17 protein-coding genes and 3 pseudogenes are annotated in these 18,002 nt (G+C 69.3%); 10 read left to right on the top strand and 10 right to left on the bottom strand.

Annotated features, from left to right (window positions below):
• Positions 1 to 212 precede the first annotated feature (212 nt).
• Positions 213 to 1,430 carry a radical SAM family heme chaperone HemW gene (gene hemW / locus ALI144C_RS32950; RefSeq protein WP_237774438.1) on the top strand — a complete coding sequence of 406 codons (1,218 nt, stop codon included), beginning with the start codon at positions 213 to 215 and terminating at the stop codon, positions 1,428 to 1,430.
• On the opposite strand, the gene ALI144C_RS32945 is transcribed toward hemW, so the two are convergent.
• Positions 1,431 to 2,123: a TetR/AcrR family transcriptional regulator gene (locus ALI144C_RS32945; protein ID WP_237774437.1), complete on the bottom strand. Its 693-nt coding sequence runs from the start codon at positions 2,121 to 2,123 to the stop codon at positions 1,431 to 1,433.
• Positions 2,124 to 2,208: 85 nt separating this feature from the next.
• Between ALI144C_RS32945 and ALI144C_RS32940 the strand changes: the two genes are divergently transcribed.
• The gene (locus ALI144C_RS32940; protein WP_076991113.1) at positions 2,209 to 3,708 is read left to right on the top strand and encodes an FAD-dependent monooxygenase; all 1,500 of its coding nucleotides are present in this window, start codon (positions 2,209 to 2,211) and stop codon (positions 3,706 to 3,708) included.
• A gap of 90 nt (positions 3,709 to 3,798) precedes the next feature.
• The gene (locus ALI144C_RS32935) at positions 3,799 to 4,224 is read left to right on the top strand and encodes an Hsp20/alpha crystallin family protein (protein WP_076991112.1); all 426 of its coding nucleotides are present in this window, start codon (positions 3,799 to 3,801) and stop codon (positions 4,222 to 4,224) included.
• Here the strand turns inward: ALI144C_RS32935 and ALI144C_RS32930 are convergent.
• The 5 genes from ALI144C_RS32930 to ALI144C_RS32910 all read right to left on the bottom strand — a co-directional run bounded on the left by ALI144C_RS32930 (position 4,214) and on the right by ALI144C_RS32910 (position 8,019).
• Positions 4,214 to 4,726 carry a hypothetical protein gene (locus ALI144C_RS32930; protein WP_076991111.1) on the bottom strand — a complete coding sequence of 171 codons (513 nt, stop codon included), beginning with the start codon at positions 4,724 to 4,726 and terminating at the stop codon, positions 4,214 to 4,216. The two genes, ALI144C_RS32935 and ALI144C_RS32930, sit on opposite strands and share 11 nt — an antisense overlap.
• 130 nt (positions 4,727 to 4,856) lie before the next feature.
• A complete protein-coding gene (locus tag ALI144C_RS32925) occupies positions 4,857 to 5,714 on the bottom strand; it encodes an IclR family transcriptional regulator (protein ID WP_083753602.1) in 858 nt (285 codons plus the stop codon).
• Complete coding sequence (locus ALI144C_RS32920) at positions 5,692 to 6,459, bottom strand: SDR family oxidoreductase (RefSeq protein WP_076991110.1); 768 nt, start codon at positions 6,457 to 6,459, stop codon at positions 5,692 to 5,694. The genes ALI144C_RS32925 and ALI144C_RS32920 overlap by 23 nt, the downstream gene beginning before the upstream one ends.
• The gene (locus ALI144C_RS32915) at positions 6,456 to 6,746 is read right to left on the bottom strand and encodes a hypothetical protein (RefSeq protein ID WP_076991109.1); all 291 of its coding nucleotides are present in this window, start codon (positions 6,744 to 6,746) and stop codon (positions 6,456 to 6,458) included. The genes ALI144C_RS32920 and ALI144C_RS32915 overlap by 4 nt, the downstream gene beginning before the upstream one ends.
• Before the next feature lie 172 nt (positions 6,747 to 6,918).
• Positions 6,919 to 8,019 carry a helix-turn-helix domain-containing protein gene (locus tag ALI144C_RS32910; protein ID WP_076991108.1) on the bottom strand — a complete coding sequence of 367 codons (1,101 nt, stop codon included), beginning with the start codon at positions 8,017 to 8,019 and terminating at the stop codon, positions 6,919 to 6,921.
• A gap of 342 nt (positions 8,020 to 8,361) precedes the next feature.
• Between ALI144C_RS32910 and hrcA the strand changes: the two genes are divergently transcribed.
• From hrcA to ALI144C_RS32895, 3 genes are all read left to right on the top strand, one after another.
• Entirely contained in the window at positions 8,362 to 9,384 is a 1,023-nt protein-coding gene (gene hrcA / locus ALI144C_RS32905; RefSeq protein ID WP_076991107.1) for a heat-inducible transcriptional repressor HrcA, read from the top strand.
• A 70-nt stretch (positions 9,385 to 9,454) separates the two neighbouring features.
• A complete protein-coding gene (gene dnaJ / locus ALI144C_RS32900; protein ID WP_076991509.1) occupies positions 9,455 to 10,606 on the top strand; it encodes a molecular chaperone DnaJ in 1,152 nt (383 codons plus the stop codon).
• A 2-nt stretch (positions 10,607 to 10,608) separates the two neighbouring features.
• On the top strand, positions 10,609 to 11,343 hold the full coding sequence (locus ALI144C_RS32895) for a 16S rRNA (uracil(1498)-N(3))-methyltransferase (RefSeq protein WP_076991106.1): 735 nt from the start codon (positions 10,609 to 10,611) through the stop codon (positions 11,341 to 11,343).
• Positions 11,344 to 11,412: 69 nt separating this feature from the next.
• Here ALI144C_RS32895 and ALI144C_RS32890 read toward each other — a convergent pair whose 3' ends face one another.
• The 4 genes from ALI144C_RS32890 to ALI144C_RS57935 are packed head-to-tail and all read right to left on the bottom strand — an operon-like array spanning position 11,413 to position 14,564.
• Complete coding sequence (locus ALI144C_RS32890) at positions 11,413 to 12,069, bottom strand: response regulator transcription factor (protein WP_330359629.1); 657 nt, start codon at positions 12,067 to 12,069, stop codon at positions 11,413 to 11,415.
• Positions 12,060 to 13,181: a hypothetical protein gene (locus ALI144C_RS32885; protein WP_076991105.1), complete on the bottom strand. Its 1,122-nt coding sequence runs from the start codon at positions 13,179 to 13,181 to the stop codon at positions 12,060 to 12,062. The genes ALI144C_RS32890 and ALI144C_RS32885 overlap by 10 nt, the downstream gene beginning before the upstream one ends.
• The gene (locus tag ALI144C_RS32880) at positions 13,171 to 14,271 is read right to left on the bottom strand and encodes a sensor histidine kinase (RefSeq protein ID WP_143231016.1); all 1,101 of its coding nucleotides are present in this window, start codon (positions 14,269 to 14,271) and stop codon (positions 13,171 to 13,173) included. The genes ALI144C_RS32885 and ALI144C_RS32880 overlap by 11 nt, the downstream gene beginning before the upstream one ends.
• Positions 14,272 to 14,321: 50 nt before the next feature.
• The gene (locus ALI144C_RS57935) at positions 14,322 to 14,564 is read right to left on the bottom strand and encodes a hypothetical protein (protein WP_076991103.1); all 243 of its coding nucleotides are present in this window, start codon (positions 14,562 to 14,564) and stop codon (positions 14,322 to 14,324) included.
• 774 nt (positions 14,565 to 15,338) lie between these two features.
• On the opposite strand from ALI144C_RS57935, the gene ALI144C_RS32870 reads away from it, so the two are divergent.
• The 4 genes and pseudogenes from ALI144C_RS32870 to ALI144C_RS57920 all read left to right on the top strand — a co-directional run.
• Positions 15,339 to 15,689, top strand: a complete 351-nt coding sequence (locus tag ALI144C_RS32870) for a histidine triad nucleotide-binding protein (protein WP_076991102.1) — start codon at positions 15,339 to 15,341, stop codon at positions 15,687 to 15,689.
• Between the two features lie 104 nt (positions 15,690 to 15,793).
• Positions 15,794 to 16,576 (top strand): annotated as a pseudogene (locus ALI144C_RS57930) (PhoH family protein); the annotation flags it as partial.
• Positions 16,565 to 17,392: pseudogene (locus ALI144C_RS58745) on the top strand (LAGLIDADG family homing endonuclease); the annotation flags it as partial. The pseudogenes ALI144C_RS57930 and ALI144C_RS58745, both read left to right, overlap by 12 nt.
• A gap of 264 nt (positions 17,393 to 17,656) precedes the next feature.
• Positions 17,657 to 17,998, top strand: a pseudogene (locus ALI144C_RS57920) (PhoH family protein); the annotation flags it as partial.
• Between the last annotated feature and the right edge of the window lie 4 nt (positions 17,999 to 18,002).

The raw sequence follows: 18,002 nt of genomic DNA, 5'->3' as shown, positions 1-18,002 counted from the left end.
GGCGAACGGGTCAGCGCCGGCACAAGTCGCTGTTGACGCGCAGGAAATCCACGTGGCGACGAGCCACGAGGAGGACCGGCACGACAGCAGACATGACCTCAGCGTGCCACGCGTCCATCAGGTGGTCTACTGCCATCCGCATGCTGGGACAAGGGACACCGGGGCTTGACCTGCGCCCCTCGTCCCGGCATGCGGGTGCGAGAATCTTGGACGTGGCCTCCACACTTCCCCCTGGTGATCCGGCACCCGCCGACGGCGCGTTGCCGGGCGAGGCGCTCGCCGGGCTGGGCAGCAGGCCCTTCGGGGTGTACGTGCACGTGCCGTTCTGCGCGACCCGCTGCGGCTACTGCGACTTCAACACGTACACCGCCGGTGAGCTGGGCACGTCCGCGTCGCCGGAGTCCTGGCTGGAGGGCCTGCGCCGGGAGTTGGACCTGGCTGCCCGGGTACTGGGGTCGGCGCCGCCGGTGAGCACGGTCTTCGTGGGCGGCGGCACCCCGTCGCTGCTGGGCGCGAGCGGACTGGCCTCGGTGCTGGACGCGGTGCGCGGCTCGTTCGGCCTGACCTCCGGGGCGGAGGTGACCACCGAGGCCAACCCGGAGTCGACGTCGTCGGAGTTCTTCGCCGAGATCCTGCGCGCCGGGTACAACCGGGTGTCGCTCGGCGCCCAGTCCGTCGCGCCGCACGTGCTGCGGATCCTGGACCGCAAGCACACACCCGGCCGTCCGGTCGCCGCGGCGGCGGAGGCGCGGGCGGCGGGGTTCGAGCACCTGAACCTGGACCTGATCTACGGCACCCCGGGTGAACGACCCGACGACCTGCAGGCATCGCTGGACGCGGTGCTCGACGCCGGTGTCGACCACGTGTCGGCGTACGCGTTGATCGTCGAGGAGGGCACGGCGCTGGAGCGGCGGATCCGTCGCGGCGAACTGCCCTCGCCGGACGACGACGTGCTCGCCGAACGCTACGAGCAGGTCGACGCGGTCCTCTCGACGAGTGGTTTCCGCTGGTACGAGGTGTCCAACTGGGCCGCGTCCACGGCGGCCCGCTGCCGGCACAACCTCAACTACTGGCGCGGCCACGACTGGTGGGGCGCCGGACCGGGCGCGCACAGCCATGTCGGCGGGGTGCGGTGGTGGAACGTGAAACACCCGGCGCGCTATGCGCAGACGTTGGCGGAGGGCAGGTCCCCGGCAGCCGCACGGGAAACACTGTCCGATGAGGACCGCCGGGTCGAGCGCGTGCTGCTGGAACTGCGTCTGGTCGAAGGACTTCCGCTGAGCGTCCTCGACGAGCCCGGTGTGGCCGAGGCGAAGGTGGCGGTGGCCGACGGCCTGCTCAGCCACGCCGCGTTCGACGCGGGCCGCGCGGTGCTGACCGACGAGGGGCGGCTGCTGGCGGACGGGATCGTGCGCCGCCTGCTGCCCTGATCAGCGCTCTGCCAGCGCGTCCAGGCCCGCGATGAACGTGTCGATCGCGAACTCGAAGCGCTCCCGCGCGGTCTCGGCGGAGAACAACGGCCCGATGGCCATCAGATTCGAGAACGTGCCCGCCGGGAGCGACCGCATGTACTCGGCCATCTGGCGCCCCCGCTCGGCCAGTTCCTCCTCGGCTCCGTCCCGCCACGATGCCACCTCGGCCGCGTAGGCCTTGGCGTAGAGGCCGAGCGCGTCGAATGCCCATGCCGCCTGCCGTTCGGACAGGCCGCCGCTGCGCAGGATCGCCAGCATCGCCTCGCCGTGCCGCAGCGCGTTGGGGCCGAGGGGGATCATCGCGTTCATCACGACCGAGGCGATGCCGGGGTATTTGACCATCGCCGCGACCTGGTCGAAGCAGAGCTGTTTGAGCTGCGCGCGCCAACGCCCCGGGTCGGGTGGCTGGAAGTCGATTTCGCCGAGGATCCGGTCGAACATCAGCTCGCACAGTTCGTCGCGGTTGCGTACGTGTGCGTACAGCGACGCCGGTCCGGTGTTCAGCGCCTGGGCGACCCGGCGCATCGACAGGGCGTCGATGCCTTCCTTTTCCAGCAGGCCCAGCGCGGTGTCCACGATCTTGTCGCGGCTCAACGGCTGTCGTACGGGCTTGCGCGCGGCCGTGCGCCATGGCGGGTCCGGTAGCTCCACGGGGAACACTGTACTTGACACGAACGATGTTCGAAGTTAGAACAGCGTTCGAAACCATCGAACGGTGTTCGTCCTGGGAGGGGTTATGCGGGTTCTGATAGTCGGAGCGGGTTTGTCGGGTCTGTCCACGGCGATGTTCCTGGGGCTGCACGGCGTGGAGTCGCTCGTGGTCGAGCGGCACGCCACGACGTCGCTGCACCCGAAAGCCCGCGGGCAGTTCCCGCACACGATGGAAGCGCTGCGGCTGGCGGGTGTCGACCAGCGCGTCGCCGACGCGTCGCCGCCGGACTTCCAGTTCCGGATCATCGTCGCCGGGACGGCCGCCGGGCCCGTCCACAGCGAGATCCTGGTGGACGACGGGGGCCCCGACCTGTCGGACTTCTCGTCGGCGGGCTGGGCCAACGCCAGTCAGGAACGCGTGGAGCCGATCCTGGCCGAACGCGCCGTGCACCTCGGCGCGACCGTGCGTTTCTCGACCGAGCTCGTCGAGTTCACCCAGGACCAGGACGGCGTCGTGGCATTGCTGCGTGACCTGGCAACGGGGGAGGAGGAAACCGTCCGTGTCGACTACATGGTCGGCGCCGACGGCCACCGCAGTCCGATCCGCGAGGCGCTGGGCATCGGCGTGGCCGGTCGAGGTGTGCTGGGCACCGGGGTCGGTGCGATCTTCGAGGCCGACCTGTCGTCCGTGCTGCCGCGCAACGCGTTGGTATACCTGAAGAATCCGGAGCTGCCCGGCGCGGGTGGCGTGTTGGTCAGCACCGACGAGCCCGGCCGGTACGCGCTGGGCGTCGGCACGGGCGAGTACGACGAGGACCGATGGGTCGAGATGATCCGGGTCGCCGCGGGTGTCCCCGGTCTCGACGTCCGGTTGCTGGAGGTGAGCGGGAACAGCGACACCCAGCACTGGGTGGCGGACTCGTTCAGCTCCGGCCGCGTGCACCTGGTCGGCGACGCGGTCAGGGTGATGCCGCCGACCGGCGCGTTCGGCGGGAACACCGCGATCATGGACGGGTTCTCCCTGGCGTGGAAGCTCGCGATGGTGATCAAGGGCGAGGCGGGGCCCGAGTTGCTCGACAGCCACACACCCGAGCGGCGGCCGTACTCGGAGTACATCGCCGAGCAGCAGTACACCTTCTACGTCCATCGGATGGCCCCGGAACTGGACGACGGCACGCTCATGCCGCCTGCTGACCCCACCTCGATGTTGTTCTTCGGCTACCGGCACGTCAGCGACGCCGTCGTGCTGGAACCGGGAGACGAGGGCGAACTGCTCGAACCGGAGCCGACCGGCCGGCCGGGCTCTCGTGCGCCACACGTCGTGCTCCCGGACGGGTCTTCCACGATCGAACTGTTCGGCCGCGGCTTCGTGGTGCTGACCGGCTCGGCGCACTGGGTGGTCAAGGCGCGGGAGGTCGGTCTCACCGCTCACCTGCTCGAAGGCGAGGCCTGGGCGAAGGCGTACGGCGTGACGGAGGCAGGGGCTGTTCTCGTCCGGCCGGACTTCTTCGTCGCATGGCGGACGCCGGATGCCGAGGGGGATCTCCGGGGGGCGCTGCGACACGTCCTGAAGTTGCGTGAGTAACACTCAACTTTGGGAACAAGCCTCCGCTCAACCTCGTTGAGGTGAGTAGTTCGGCCAGGGCGGCCGAAGTGGTGATGGAGGTGGAAGATCATGGCGCTGCCTGCAGTCCGTACGCTGAGCCCCACCGAGCGCTGGGACCCGTTCCGCGAGTTCGAGACCTTGTTCTCGCAGCTCGGCCGGTACAGCCGGGAGGCCGCGTGGACCCCGGCCGCGGACGTGACGGAGACCGAGACCGACTACGTGGTCGAACTCGACGTACCCGGCGTCCAGCGAGAGGACGTGACCGTCGACCTGAACGGCACCGGCCTGTCGATCACGGGTGAGCTCAAGGAACGCGAGAACAAGGGCGCGGTGCGGCACAGCACTCGCCGCACCGGCAAGTTCTCCTACCGGTTGTCGCTGCCGCGCAACCTGGACGCGGACAAGGTCGAGGCCAAGCTGGCCGACGGTGTCCTGACCGTCACGGTCGCCAAGAAGGACGTGGCCAAGCCCCGCCGCATCGAGGTCACCGGCTAGGCCGCGTAGCGCTCGTGGCGGTGGTCGGTACCGGTCGCCTGGAGCTGCTGGGCGTTTCACACGGGTCCGTCACTCTGGCGGACCCGTACTCGCGCCGGAGCTCTTCGATCAGCTCCCGCGTGTTGCCCGGATCCGAATAGGACGGGAACAGGGTGCCGGTGGCGGGCACGGTGTCCTCTCGCAGCAGCTTGAGCACCTCCGGCTGGTTGGCGAAGGTCTGCTTGAGCCGTTCGTAGTTCTGCGCCTGCGTCATGAAGCTCGGGTTGTAGAAGCGCCTGTCGTTCTCGAGGCTGTCCGACGCCTTGATCATCTCCGCGTCGGTGCGGAACGAGATCTCGAACCTGTGCATGCAGGCCGGCGGCAGGCTGGGATCGCGTGTTTCCCGTGTGTAGGAGTAGTCCCGGGGACGCTCCGGCTGGTTGGCCGCGAGCACGATCGTCGCCGCGCCCGCGATCACCAGCGCGATCGCGGCGATGATCGACACAAGCAGGCCCGGCTTCACCTCACCTACCGTACCCGTGGTCAGCGCGTCGGGATCATCCAGCTGAGCACTTCGGCCTGGAGCGACGAGATCACGCCGCGCGGGCAATCCGTTGAGGATGGTGCCGATCCTGGAGCACGGCGCGTTCCCGCTACGGCAGGTAACCCAGGCGGCGCGAGAACGTCCCGGCCGTGTCCGCGACCAGCTGACCCAGTTCCTCGATCCGCATGAGCACGCGCCCGGCTGGGCCCGCGATGCTCATCGCCGCGACGGGTTGCCCTGTGCGGTCACGGATCGACGCGGCGACACACGCCACATCGGGCTCGTTCTCCACGTTGTCGACGGCCCAGCCGCGCTTGCTCGACCGGTCGAGTTCGTCGAGCAACTGGGTGCGGTCGACGATCGTGTTGGGCGTCAGGCGGTCCAGCCGCATCCGGGTGACGCGTTCGACGCGATCGGCGGGGGCGAGTGCGGCGAGCCATGCCTTGCCGAGGGACGACGCGTGCTGCGGGCGCCTTGTGCCCAGCTGGCAGTGCAGGGTGACCGCGTTGGCGCCCCGGTCCTTGGCGACATAGACCATCCCGTCGCCGTCCGGCACGGCCAGGAAGATCGTCTCGCCGCTGCGGGTGGCGAGCCCGGCGAGGTACTGCGGCGCCGCCTTGTGCAGGTCCGTCGAGGCCATCGCCTGCACGCCGAGTTCGACCAGGCGCGGGCCGAGTCGCACGCGGCCGGTGACGTGGTCGGCCTCCAGGTACTCCAGTTCCTTGAGCGTGTGCACGATCCGGTAGATCGCGCTGCGCGACAGGCCCAGTTGGGTCGCGATGGCGTTGGTGGAGATCTCCTGGCGCAGCCCGACGTGTTCGAGCACCGCCAGACCGCGTTCCAGCGTGCCGGTGTGGCTGCGCTTGTCGGTTGTCTCTTCCTCCCTGGGCGCGGGAGCTTGTGGGGGCGCCCCGTTGAGCGGGACGACATCTCGGTACAGGTTCTCAGCGAGCGAGCCAGCCACCATCCACCGCCAATACGTGTCCAGTTACGTAGTCAGAAGCCGAACCGGCAAGGAAGACCGCGGCACCGGCCAGTTCGTCGGGAGAACCCCACCGTCCCATCGGGACGCGGGCGGTGATCTCCGCGTCGCGCTGCCGATCGGCGCGCAGTGCCGCGGTGTTGTCGGTCGCGAAGTAGCCGGGGGCTATCGCGTTGACTTGCACATTGCTTGCTGCCCATTCGTTGGCCAGCGTCTTCGTCAGCCCCGCGACCGCGTGTTTGCTCGCGGTGTACGCGGCAACCCTGATCCCGCCCTGGAAGCTGAGCAGGGAAGCGATGGTGATGATCTTGCCGGACCGGCGGCGCAGCATCGGTTCGGCGACAGTCTTGGTCAGCTCGAACACCGAGTCGAGGTTGACCGACAGCACCGCGCGCCAGTCCTCGAGGGAGTGCTCGACCGCGTCGGAACGCCGGATGATTCCCGCGTTGTTGACCAGGATGTCGATCCGCTGCCCGGCCAGGACCGCACGCGCTCCGGCGGCGACCCCGGCGGGCTCCGACAGGTCCACGGTGACCACAGTGGACTGTCCACGCCCGAGTGCGGCGATCTCCGCGCGCACCGGCGAGAAGTCGCCGCCGTGGCCGAGCAGCACCACGTCCGCGCCTGCGCCGGCCAGTGCCACCGCGATCGCCCGGCCGATGCCGGTGCGGGCGCCGGTCACCAGCGCGGTCCTGCCCGCCAGCGAGAAGAGCTCGTCGAGGTACGTCATCGCGGATCCGTCATGGCGGCGTGGTCCATGTCGTCGATGTAGCGCCCGCGCCCGATGTGAACAAGGTCTCCCCGTTCGAGCTCGTACGCGGTACCGTCGTAGATCACCGCTCCGCGGCCGTCGACGCAGAAAGCTGCGGGCTCGCGCCGTTCGCAGAAGTGGTCCGTGCGCGGGGAGCCGGTCGGCTCCAGGCGTGACGGCACGTCCTCGACCAGGTGGTGCCGATGCGGCTGCGCGGTGTCGAACCCGCGTGCCTGCGCCGGATTGGTCGAGTACCTGACGTCCACGACTCCTCCATGTACCGATGACCGGCGTGGTGAACCGCTGACCGGGGCCTGAAACGTTAACAAACTTTCCAAACTCGGGGAAGGTTTAGACCACTGCTCCATTTGGGTGGTCGTCGACACCGTGTCGAATCAGCGCGGGAACGCCGCACGCGTACGGCGTGAACAGGCGTGATCAGCCCGCGCCTGTAATGAGCCGGAGGCGCGGGCGCGTGTCCGACAGCCCGATCAACGCGCGCAGCCGGGGCAGTCCGATGTGGAGCCGGGCGGCCAGCGACGGCAGCGCGGGCCCGTTCGCCGCGGCCAGGTCGATAGCCAGTCGTAGCAGCTCGGGCTGTTCGCCGGGGTGGCCGGAGTTGACCGGTTCGTGCGTGCGCCAGCCGAGCCGGGTGAGCGTGGCCGTGATCAGCCGGAGAGCGGGCTCGTCGTAGACCCCCAGGTTCCTGCCGCGGTGGGCCAGCGCGGCGGTGGACACGCCGTAGTGGTCAGCGAGGTCCTTGAGCGCCTCGAAGTCAGCCGGACACGGCAGCTGGTCGCGGATCTCGTCCTCCGGCATGAGGAACTCCGCCGCGAAGTCGTCGGCCTCGTGCTCGTGCCGCGGGCTGCCCGGCTCCGGCTCAGGGTGCAGCAGCAGGTGGCCGAGCTCGTGCGCGACCGAGAACCGCTGCCGCATGGGGTTTTCCTTGCAGGTCAACGCGATGACCGGACGACCGGTCAAAGCGGACGAGAACGCGTCGATGGCGTCGTTGTCCGGCATGGGAATGCGCGTGGTGACCACACCGCGTGCCTCGAGATTGCGGACCAGGTGCGCCACCGGCCCGACCGGCACTCCCCACACCGTGCGCACTATGCGCGCCGTCAGACCGGGATCGCTGTGCGGGACACCGAGCGGGATGCCCACGTCCAACGCGGGCAGTTCGATCACCCGGTCGAGTTGTTCGAGCACTTCCCACATCAGTTCGACGTACGCCAGCGCCTGCTGCCGCTGGGTCGCGGTCGTCGCGCGCAACGAACGGAAATGAGCCTGTGCCGTGTCCAGGAGCAGCTGTGGGCGGCCCATGGTGAAGAACGACGGCGGCACGTTGAGCACCCGTGCGCACCGCGACAGCGTCTCGGCGCCGGGCTTGGACTGGCCCAGTTCGTACTGCGACACGGCCGCGGCGGTGCGGTCGATCGCCTTGGCGAGGTCCCGCCTGCGCCAGCCCGCGAGCTGCCTGGCCATCGTCAGCCGGGCAGGGGCGAATGCCCGCACGGCGGCGGGGGCATCCGGGTGCACGGGCGAACTCCCTCAGAGGTGCGCGGACAGACGACCATCGCCAGTGGTCACGAACGGAAGTCTGCCGAATACCCCCAACGAACCCCCGTTCGCAACCACTGGACCAATCGTGGTCCAGCACGGAGAGTGGCGGCAGCCGGGCGGGTGGTCACCCAGCGGATTCGTCCCCCTGCTCTGTTCGTGGCGGCGACGGCCGCCAAGGGGTGCGCCACGTCACCCGGACCGGTGTTGACCAGCCGCCACGCAGTCGAGACCAAGTGGTGGCGCCAACCCACCGGGTCGCTCCGTAAACTTGAGGTGAGCACCAGCGGGGTCGAGCCGGCCAGTCGAGTGGGGAGGACAGTGGTGAACGCCGACGAACGTCGTTTCGAAGTGCTTCGCGCGATCGTGGCCGACTACGTGTCCAACCACGAGCCGGTGGCGTCGAAGGCGATCGTCGACCGGCACAGCCTGGGTGTTTCCAGCGCGACGGTCCGCAACGACATGGCCTCGCTGGAAGAGGACGGCTACATCATGCAGCCGCACACCAGCGCGGGCCGGATCCCGACCGACAAGGGCTACCGCCTGTTCGTCGACCGGCTCTCGGAGGCCAAGCCGCTCTCGGCGGCCGAGCGCCGGGCGATCGGCACGTTCCTGGAAGGCGCGGTCGACCTCGACGACGTGCTGCGCCGCAGCGTGCGCCTGCTCGCCCAGCTGACCAGGCAGGTCGCCGTCGTGCAGTACCCGACGCTGACCCGCGCCGCGGTCCGGCACATCGAGCTGGTGCTGATCACCCCGGCGCGGCTGATGCTGGTGATGATCACCGACACCGCCCGGGTGGACCAGCGGATGGTCGACCTCGGCGACGTGATCACCGAGGACGCGCTCGCCCGGATGCGCACGATGATCAACTCGACGCTGGCCGGACAGCGGCTCACCGACGCCGCGGTCAAGGTCGCCGAGCTGATCGAGTCCGCGCCGAACGACCTGCGCGACGCCATGACCCGGGTCGGCTCGGTGCTGGTCGAATCGCTGGTGGACCACCCGGAGGAGCGGCTGGTGCTCGGCGGCACGGCCAACCTGACCCGCAGCGTCGCCGACTTCCCCGGCTCCCTGCGCCAGGTGCTGGAGGCGCTCGAGGAGCAGGTCATCATCCTCAAGCTGCTCGCCTCCGCGCAGGACGCGGGCACGGTGACCGTGCACATCGGCGGTGAGAACGAGGCCGAGCAGATGCGCAGCACCTCGGTGGTGTCCATCGGCTACGGCGGTACCGAGCTGCTCGGCGGGATGGGAGTCGTCGGCCCGACGCGGATGGACTACCCGGGAACTATCGCCGCGGTTCGAGCGGTTGCCAACTACGTCGGGGAGATTCTGACAGCTCGATGATCATCAACGGGGCAGAGCCGGGTGCGGTGCCATACCGCGGACCGCACTGCGGCAGGAGGACATGACGAAGGTGGCCAGGGACTATTACGGCATCCTGGGCGTGCAGCGCAACGCCGGTGCCGACGAGATCAAACGCGCCTACCGCAAGCTCGCGCGCGAGCTGCACCCGGACGTCAACCCGGACGAGGAGGCGCAGCACCGCTTCAAGGAGGTCACAGCCGCCTACGAGGTGCTGTCCGACCCGCAGAAGCGCAAGATCGTCGACATGGGCGGGGACCCGCTGGACAACGCCGCCGCTGGCGGTGGCATGCGGGACCCGTTCGCCGGGTTCGGTCTCGGCGACATCATGGACGCTTTCTTCGGCGCGGCCGGAGGCAGCACGCGTGGCCCGCGCAGCCGGGTGCAGCCCGGTGCGGACGCGCTGATCCGGATGCGGCTCACGCTCGAGGAGTGCCTCACCGGTGTGAGCAGGGAACTCACCGTCGACACCGCGATCCTGTGCGAGCTGTGCCGCGGGTCGGGCTGCGCTGAGGGGACCGCGCCCGAGGTGTGCGAGACCTGCGGTGGCCGCGGCGAGATCCAGGCGGTACAGCGCTCGTTCCTCGGCCAGGTCGTGACCGCGCGGCCGTGCCCGGTGTGCCGTGGTCTCGGCGAGGTCATCCCGGACCCGTGCCGCCAGTGCGCGGGCGACGGCCGCGTCCGCTCGCGTCGCACGATCGTGGCGAAGGTGCCACCGGGCGTCGCGGAAGGCATGCGCGTGCGGCTGTCCGGCCAGGGTGAGGTCGGCCCGGGCGGCGGCCCCGCCGGTGACCTGTACGTCGAGGTCGAGGAACAGCCACACGCGACGTTCGAGCGGTCCGGCGCGGACCTGCACTGCACGTTGCGCGTCCCGATGACCACGGCCGCGCTCGGTGCCGTGCTCCCGCTGGAGACGCTCGACGGCGTCGAGGAACTGGAGCTCGAGCCCGGCATCCAGCACGGGACCGAGCTGCTGATGAGCGGCCGGGGCATGCCGAAGCTGCGTCAGTCCGGCCGGGTCGACGGCCGCGGCGACCTGCACGTGCACGTGGACGTCGAGGTGCCGACGAGGCTGGACGCGCGCCAGCAGGAGCTGCTGCGGGAGCTGGCGTCCCTGCGAGGTGAGGACGAAGGCGGCCTGGCCACGACCAACGGCAAGGGCGGCGGCCTGTTCTCCCGGCTGCGCTCGCACCGTTCCCGCTGACGGTGAGCACACCACCGCTGTTCCTGGTCGACACCCTGCCCCGGGACGGCGACTTCGTCCTCGACGGCCCGGAAGGCAGGCACGCGGCAACGGTGAAACGCCTGCGCCCAGGCGAGACCCTGACGGTCTCGGACGGCGCGGGCGGTGTGGCGACGTGCGTGGTCGACGCCCCTGAAGGCCGGGACGCGTTGCGGCTGCGGGTGACCGAGCGAGCGGACGTGCCCGCGCCGCAGCCGCGTGTGCTGGTCGCGCAGGCGCTGGTCAAGGGCGATCGCGGTGAGCTGGCGGTGGAACTGGCCACCGAGGCGGGCGCGGACGAGATCGTGCCGTGGCGCGCGTCCCGCTGCGTGGCCAAGTGGGAAGACGGCCCGCGCGGGGAAAAGGCGCTGGCGCGTTGGCGCAACACGGTCCGCGAGGCGGCCAAACAGGCCCGGCGCCCGTGGGTGCCCGAAGTGCGTGACCCGGTCGGCACCAAGGACCTGGTGGAACTCCTGGACGGCGCGCTCGGCCTGGTGCTCGAAGGCTCGGCCGGTCAGCGGATCGCGGATGTCGCATTGCCGCGGCACGGCGACATCGTCGTGGTCGTCGGCCCGGAAGGCGGCGTCAGCGACGAGGAGATGGCCGTGCTGCGTGCGGCGGGCGCGCAGGCCGTCCGACTCGGTCCGAGCGTCCTGCGCGCTTCTACTGCCGCCGCCGTGGCTCTGGGAGCCATCGGCGCTCTCTCCCCCCGCTGGTAACCCCCAGTCACGACGGTATGCCGACCGAGGCCACGCGCTGCCGGTCGTTCAACCCACAAACGCCGTGACCTACAACTCCTCCAACCCGACGAGGCCGTCCTGGATCGCCCGCGCGACCAAGGCGGCCTTCGTCGGCGCCGGACGGCCAGCGTGCGCGTACCGGATCCTGGCCCGGTCGATGTAGCTGTTCACCGTCCGCACGGTGATGCCCAGCTTGCGGGCGACCATGTCCTTGGACTCGCAGGCGAACCAGCTGACGAGCACGTCCACCTCGCGCGGGGTGAGTTGGGGGCGTTCGGTGCGGGTGTCGGTGCCGAACGCGCGCGCCATCACCGGCGGCGTGTACGGCAGGTTCTGGCCCGCGGCCTGGATCGCGGGCACCAGGTGCCTCGGTCCCTCGGTCTTGCTCAGGTACGCGAAAACCCCGATGTCCAGGCACGTCAGCACGGTCTCCCGGTCGTCGCGCATCGAGTACACGACCACTTGCCTGCCCGCGTCGACCAGGTGCCGCAGGTCGCGGTAGGCGGGCACCTGACCGCCCAGTTGCAGGTCGAACACGACCACGTCCGCGTCGCCACCCGGACCGGCCCACGCCACCGCGGGCGTGCTGCCGGAATCGACCACGCGGACAGGCGGATCCGCTGCGGCACACCACGCCTCGATCCCGGCCGCGATCGCCGGGTGGTCGTCGACGACGGCCACACTGATCCCGTTGATCACGTCCACCAGGTCGCCTCCACCCAGATCATCCCGTCGGTGGTCGTCGTGCGCACGGTCACCGGCGCGTCCGCGGCCGTCGAGTCCGTGACTTCTTCTGCGACAACCCCTTCTGTGACGACGCTGACGGTCACCGCGTTCCCCGAACCGAGCACCGTGACACGCGCGGTCGTCCCGGAGATCACCGCGAGTGTCCGCATGACCGGTTCGATCAGCGTACGGCGGATCTCCACCGGCGGCACCGGATGCTCGCCCCACGTGTCCATGTGTACCGCGACGCCATTGCGTTCGGCCACGTCGACACACGCTTTCAGTTCGTGCACAAGGGGATCGGGCACCTCGTCGGTCTCGGCGAAAAGCCTGCGCATCCGGGCTGCCTCGACGGCGTACCTGGCTCGTGTCCGTTCGTCGGTCAGGTCCGTGCGGCCGGTCGCCAGGTCGGTGAGCAGCGGGACGGTGGTTTCGGCGAGGCCGGTGTACCGGGCTCTGCGGTCCGACTGGACCTGGTCGGCGACAGCCTGCGCGGTCCGCAGCCGCTGGGCGTCGCGCACCGCCGTGCTCGCGCTCGCGGCGAACCGGCGCAGCGTTCCGGCCGCCGCCGCGAAGGCGAGCTGGAAGCCGAGTACGAGGATCGCGCCGACGGCGAACCTGAGCACGTCCTCACCGATGGCGATCAGGTACCCGGCGGCGAAGACGTTGACACCGCTCAGCAACAGCACCGCGCCGAGAACCGTCCGGTCGAGCAGCAACAACATCCCGAGCCAGCCGATCACCCCGAACGACCAGTCCGTCTCCTGCGCGACCTGGTGCGACGCGGGGACCCCGGTGGTGGCGACCAAGTACGTGGCAACGCTCACGAACAGCAGGAACCACCGTGTGACGGTCCCGAGCCGCTCGTGCCGGATCAGCAGTCCGGCGATGACGGCGACCAGCACCTGGGCGGTGAACACGACGACCTGCACGGCGAAGCTGTGGTACACAGCCGCGTTCGACAGCAGCGACGGCAACGCCAGACCCAGCAGGGTGACGAGCACGATCACCAGGTTCGCCATCCGGAAACCCCGCGACAGCTGGGAAATCGTCAGGTCCCGGACTGTGGAGTCGACTGGTTCACCGGTCATGGGGCCACACCAACCGCACTGTCGTCCCCCCGCCGGGCTTGGACAACACCGCCGCCGTACCGCCCGCCCGGCGCATCCGTTCCACAATGGAGCCCGAGATGCCGCGCCGGTGCACCGGCACGTCCGCCGGGTCGAATCCCTTGCCCCGGTCGACGATCCGAACGCTGACCGGCGAGGACGTCGTGTTGATCTCGGCGCTGTCGACACCTGCGTGCCGCGCGACGTTCGTCAGCGCCTCCCGCACGCACCGCCCGATTTCCAGCGCGGGCCCGGCGGGCAGCGGCAGCGACTCCGGACCGCTCACCACGACGGCCAGCGGGCTGAACCGCGTGACGTCCGCGAGGACGTCGACAAGATCAAGCACACCAACGGGTTCGTCGGCCTGCTCGGTCAGCACACGGATATCCCGCGCCGCTTGTTCGGCCAGCCACGGCTCGTTGCCGTCGACCATGCCGAACCCGGCGGCGAGCATTGTCGCGGCCGCGGTGTCGTGCAGCGCGGCGAGGTGGTGGCGTTCCTCGGCGCGGCGGGCGACGGCGATCGCGGTGTCCCGCCGTGTCTGCTCCAACTGCGCCGCGGTCCGGTCGACAGCCCGTGCCCCGGACCTCAGCAGCAAGAACAATGCGCGCGAAGCCGTGGCCTCGCCGTACGTCCACAAGCCGATCGGCAGCGCCGACAGCCAGTCCGTGGGGGACGCCAGCCACACGCCCACCAGGTAAGCGGCGACCAACGCCGTGACGGACACGCTCGCGGCCCCGATGCCGACGAACCACTGATGCGCCACCGCGGTCACGGAAACCGCTGTGAGCACCCAGTTCGTGCTGGTGCTGAGGTCTTCGGGGGCCACGAGCCACTGTTGAGCCAGGCACAGCCCCACGACGAGTGCCGTGTCGGCGGGCACGATCCACGCCTTGTCGCGGCACAGGACGAACGTCACACTCCACGCGACGACGACCGCCGGCACCCACCAGAGCTCCGGACCGCCCCGCAGTGCCGCGATGACAGTCACGCCCACCAGAACGGTGGTGCGCAGAGCAGCCACGATCACGTGGCTCATCCGCCGCAGGTTCTGCTCGACCGCCCCTGGCACCCGGCAAGCATCCCATTTCCGCACCTGCCTCCGGCGAACGCGGACCCGGGTCAGCCGAAGGGGTTCGCGTCCGGTGCGCCGACCTTGCCAGTTGCGGGGAACGTCCCGGCACCCCGGTCCGCGAGTTGTGCGGACTTGGCGTAGAACGGCGACTCACCCGCAGGGGTGACCGGCATTTCGGGGAATTCTCCGAAGAACTCCAGCTGCTCGGCCAGCGTGTCGAAGCACCGGACCGCCGCGCTGCCGGCAATCCCGCGCGGATCCCACGAGACCAGATCGAACCGGGAACGCACCTCGTCGGAGAACAGCCATGGCCATTTGGCCCGTTCGGCGAAGCCGCTGCAAACCGCCGGAACCGGGCCCGCCGAAGTTCACGAACAGTGAACCGATCCGTTTGGCCCCATCACTCGCGGGTAACCGGATCACGGCGAGGTCAATGCTCGAACCGAACGGTTTGTCGTGGTCAAGCGGCACCGGCAGCGTCGAGCACTGAAAACCGCCACCGCAGTCCGACCAGGTCAGAGCCGGTCGCACGCTCGGCTGCGGCTGGGCGGCGGCAATCGGCACCATGGCACAGACGGCCGCGACCACGCTCGCCACAACGACGGAACGTGCCACGACACCCCCAGAAGTCATGCGCACAGTGAGCCATCCTTCCACCAAGTAGGAATCGCGCGTGAGGTCTGCGAGCCACTGGACGCGCGTAGACTGACAAGGGGCTCCTGTCATCGGGAAAGATCAATTTTCCTGACCTGGTGGCGCACTTGGTGATGGACGGTCTACGCTCTGCCTCGAAGGCCGTCGCCTGGGTGTCCACCTGGGCGCCGACAAGACTTGGCGCTCGTCAGGGCGTCATGGAAGCCGCCGGACACCTCCCCCCTCGGTCCGGCGGAGCTCCGCTGCGGCGGGCGCGAGCCCAGCCGCAGCGGAGCGTCCAAGCCTCCCATCATCTGATCTCCCCACCTTCTCGTACCGGGTGTTCCCTATTCGCAGGCGTCCACTGGAGTGGACGCGGGCCTTGATGGCGTCCCGGAAATGCGGGGATCGGGAGCTATTAGTCTTCGCGCATGAGCTCCGAGTGCTTGTTCTGCCGGATCGTGTCCGGTGAATTGCCGTCGACCGCCGTGCACGAGACCGAGACCACGTTCGCGTTCCGAGATCTTCACCCGCAGGCGCCCACGCACATCCTGATCGTTCCCCGCGCGCATTACACCGACGCGGTCGATCTGGCCAAGAAGGAGCCCGCCCTGCTCGGCGACCTGACAGTCGCCGCCGGTGCGGTCGCCGAGGCCGAGGGGCTCGCCGAATCCGGCTACCGCCTGGTGTTCAACACCGGCGCCGACGGCGGGCAGACGGTTTTCCACGTGCACATGCACCTGCTCGGCGGTGCACAGTTGGGTCACTTCGGCACCCCGTGAGCAGGTATTCGCTGCGACTTGCCTGCCCCTGCGGCTAGCATCGTCAATGTCAGCGACGAACGACTAGCAGGGCGCGTCAGCGCAGAAAGCAGGCCAGAGGCCTCGTGGCCGGTACCGCACCGGGTGGAGCCGCCCGATCATCCGAGACTCCCGTCAACGGGAAGAACGGCTCACCTCAGGTGGACCCCAACGCGTCCGCCCCCAAGTCCGATCAGCCCGGTCACGCGGCGCAGTCCAGGTTCTCCGTGCCCGACGCGGCACTGCTGTCGCTGCTCGGCTCGCGCGACGAGAACCTCCGCATCGTCGAGGAACTCCTTGCCGCGGATGTCCACGTCCGCGGCAACGAGGTCACGTTGTCGGGCAGCCCGGCCGACGTGGCGTTCGGCGAGCGCGTCTTCGCCGAGTTGTCCACGCTCGCGGGCAGCGGCCAGCCGCTGACCGCCGACGCCGTCCGGCGCTCGATCGGCATGCTCTCCGCAGGCACGGCCGAGTCCCCGGCCGAGGTGCTCAGCCTGGACATCCTGTCCAGGCGCGGCCGCACGATCCGGCCGAAGACGCTGAACCAGAAGCACTACGTCGACGCGATCGACAAGCACACCGTCGTGTTCGGCATCGGCCCGGCCGGTACCGGCAAGACGTACCTGGCGATGGCCAAGGCCGTGCAGGCGCTGCAGGCCAAGCAGGTCAACCGGATCATCCTGACCCGGCCGGCGGTCGAGGCGGGGGAGCGGCTGGGCTACCTGCCCGGCACCCTCTACGAGAAGATCGACCCGTACCTGCGGCCGTTGTACGACGCGCTGCACGACATGGTCGACCCGGAGTCGATCCCGAGGCTGACCCAGGCGGGCACGATCGAGGTCGCGCCGCTCGCGTACATGCGTGGTCGGGCGCAACCGGTGTCCACGAAGGTGCTCACGCCGGATGGCTTCCGCCCGATCGGCGAGCTGTCGGTCGGCGATCTGGTCATCGGATCGAATGGCGAACCTACACCCGTGTTGGGCGTGTACCCCCAGGGCGAGAAGGACATCTACCGCGTCACTGCTCAGGACGGCGCGTCAGCGCTCTGCTGTGGTGAGCACCTCTGGACGGTCCGGACTGCTTCGGACCGACGCCGGAACAAGCCTTGGCGAGTACTCCAGACCAAGGAGATGATCGGCAGGCTGCGTGCCGCGCATGCCCGGCGTTACGAACTGCCGGTGCTGTCCGCGCCTGTGTGTCATCCCGAGCGGACTGTCCCGATGGATCCGTACGCTCTCGGCCTGTTGTTGGGCGACGGATGCCTGACAGGGGCGACCACCCCCTCCTTCTCCACCGGGGACCCGGAACTCGTCGAAGCGCTGGAATTCGCGCTACCTGGCGTCGCGGTTCGGTGGAAGAGCGGCCCGGACTACATCCTGAACCGGGTGCGGGAGCCGGGTGACGTCATCACCCTGGAGAATCCGGTGACGGGTGCGCTCCGCTCGCTCAACCTACTCGGCATGAAGTCGCACTCGAAGTTCATTCCGGATGTCTACCTCCAGAACACCACTGAGGTCCGTCTCGCCATCCTGCAGGGACTGCTCGACAGCGATGGCGGCCCGGTCACCCAACTCGACCGGACCTGCCGCATCCAGTACACGACCACGTCGCCCGCGCTCAAGGATGGCGTGATCGGGCTGGTCAGGTCGCTTGGTGGTGTCGCCTACACGCGAGTGCGCCCCGCGAAAGGCCGGAAGCCCGGTCGTGCCAACGGCCGCGATGTCGCCTACCGCCACGACGCACACATCGTCGATCTCCGCCTTCCATCGGGCATCGAGCCCTTCCGGCTCGCTCGCAAGCGGGAGAAGTACCACGCTGCTGGCGGTGGTGGACGCCCGATGCGGCACATCGACAGCATCGAGCCCGCTGGTCGCGCAGAGGCCGTGTGCATCCAGGTGGCGGCGGCCGACTCGTTGTATGTCACCGAGGATTACCTGCTGACGCACAACACGTTGAATGACGCGTTCATCATCCTGGACGAGGCGCAGAACACCACGCCGGAACAGATGAAGATGTTCCTGACCAGGCTCGGGTTCTCGTCCAAGATCGTGGTGACCGGTGACGTCACCCAGGTCGACCTGCCCGGAGGGCAGCGCAGTGGCCTGAAAGTGGTGCGGGATATCCTCGACGGCGTGGACGACGTCCACTTCTCGACCCTGACCAGCGCGGACGTGGTCCGCCACAAGCTCGTCGCGGACATCGTGGACGCCTACGAGCGCTGGCAGGTCGACGAGGACAAGACGGAGATCCGCAAGCCGCGCACCGGGAGCGACCACCGCCGTGGTCGGTGAGGTT

This window comes from Actinosynnema sp. ALI-1.44, assembly GCF_001984155.1.
GTDB lineage: Bacteria > Actinomycetota > Actinomycetes > Mycobacteriales > Pseudonocardiaceae > Kibdelosporangium.
This window is presented reverse-complemented; position numbering and strand designations above follow the sequence as displayed.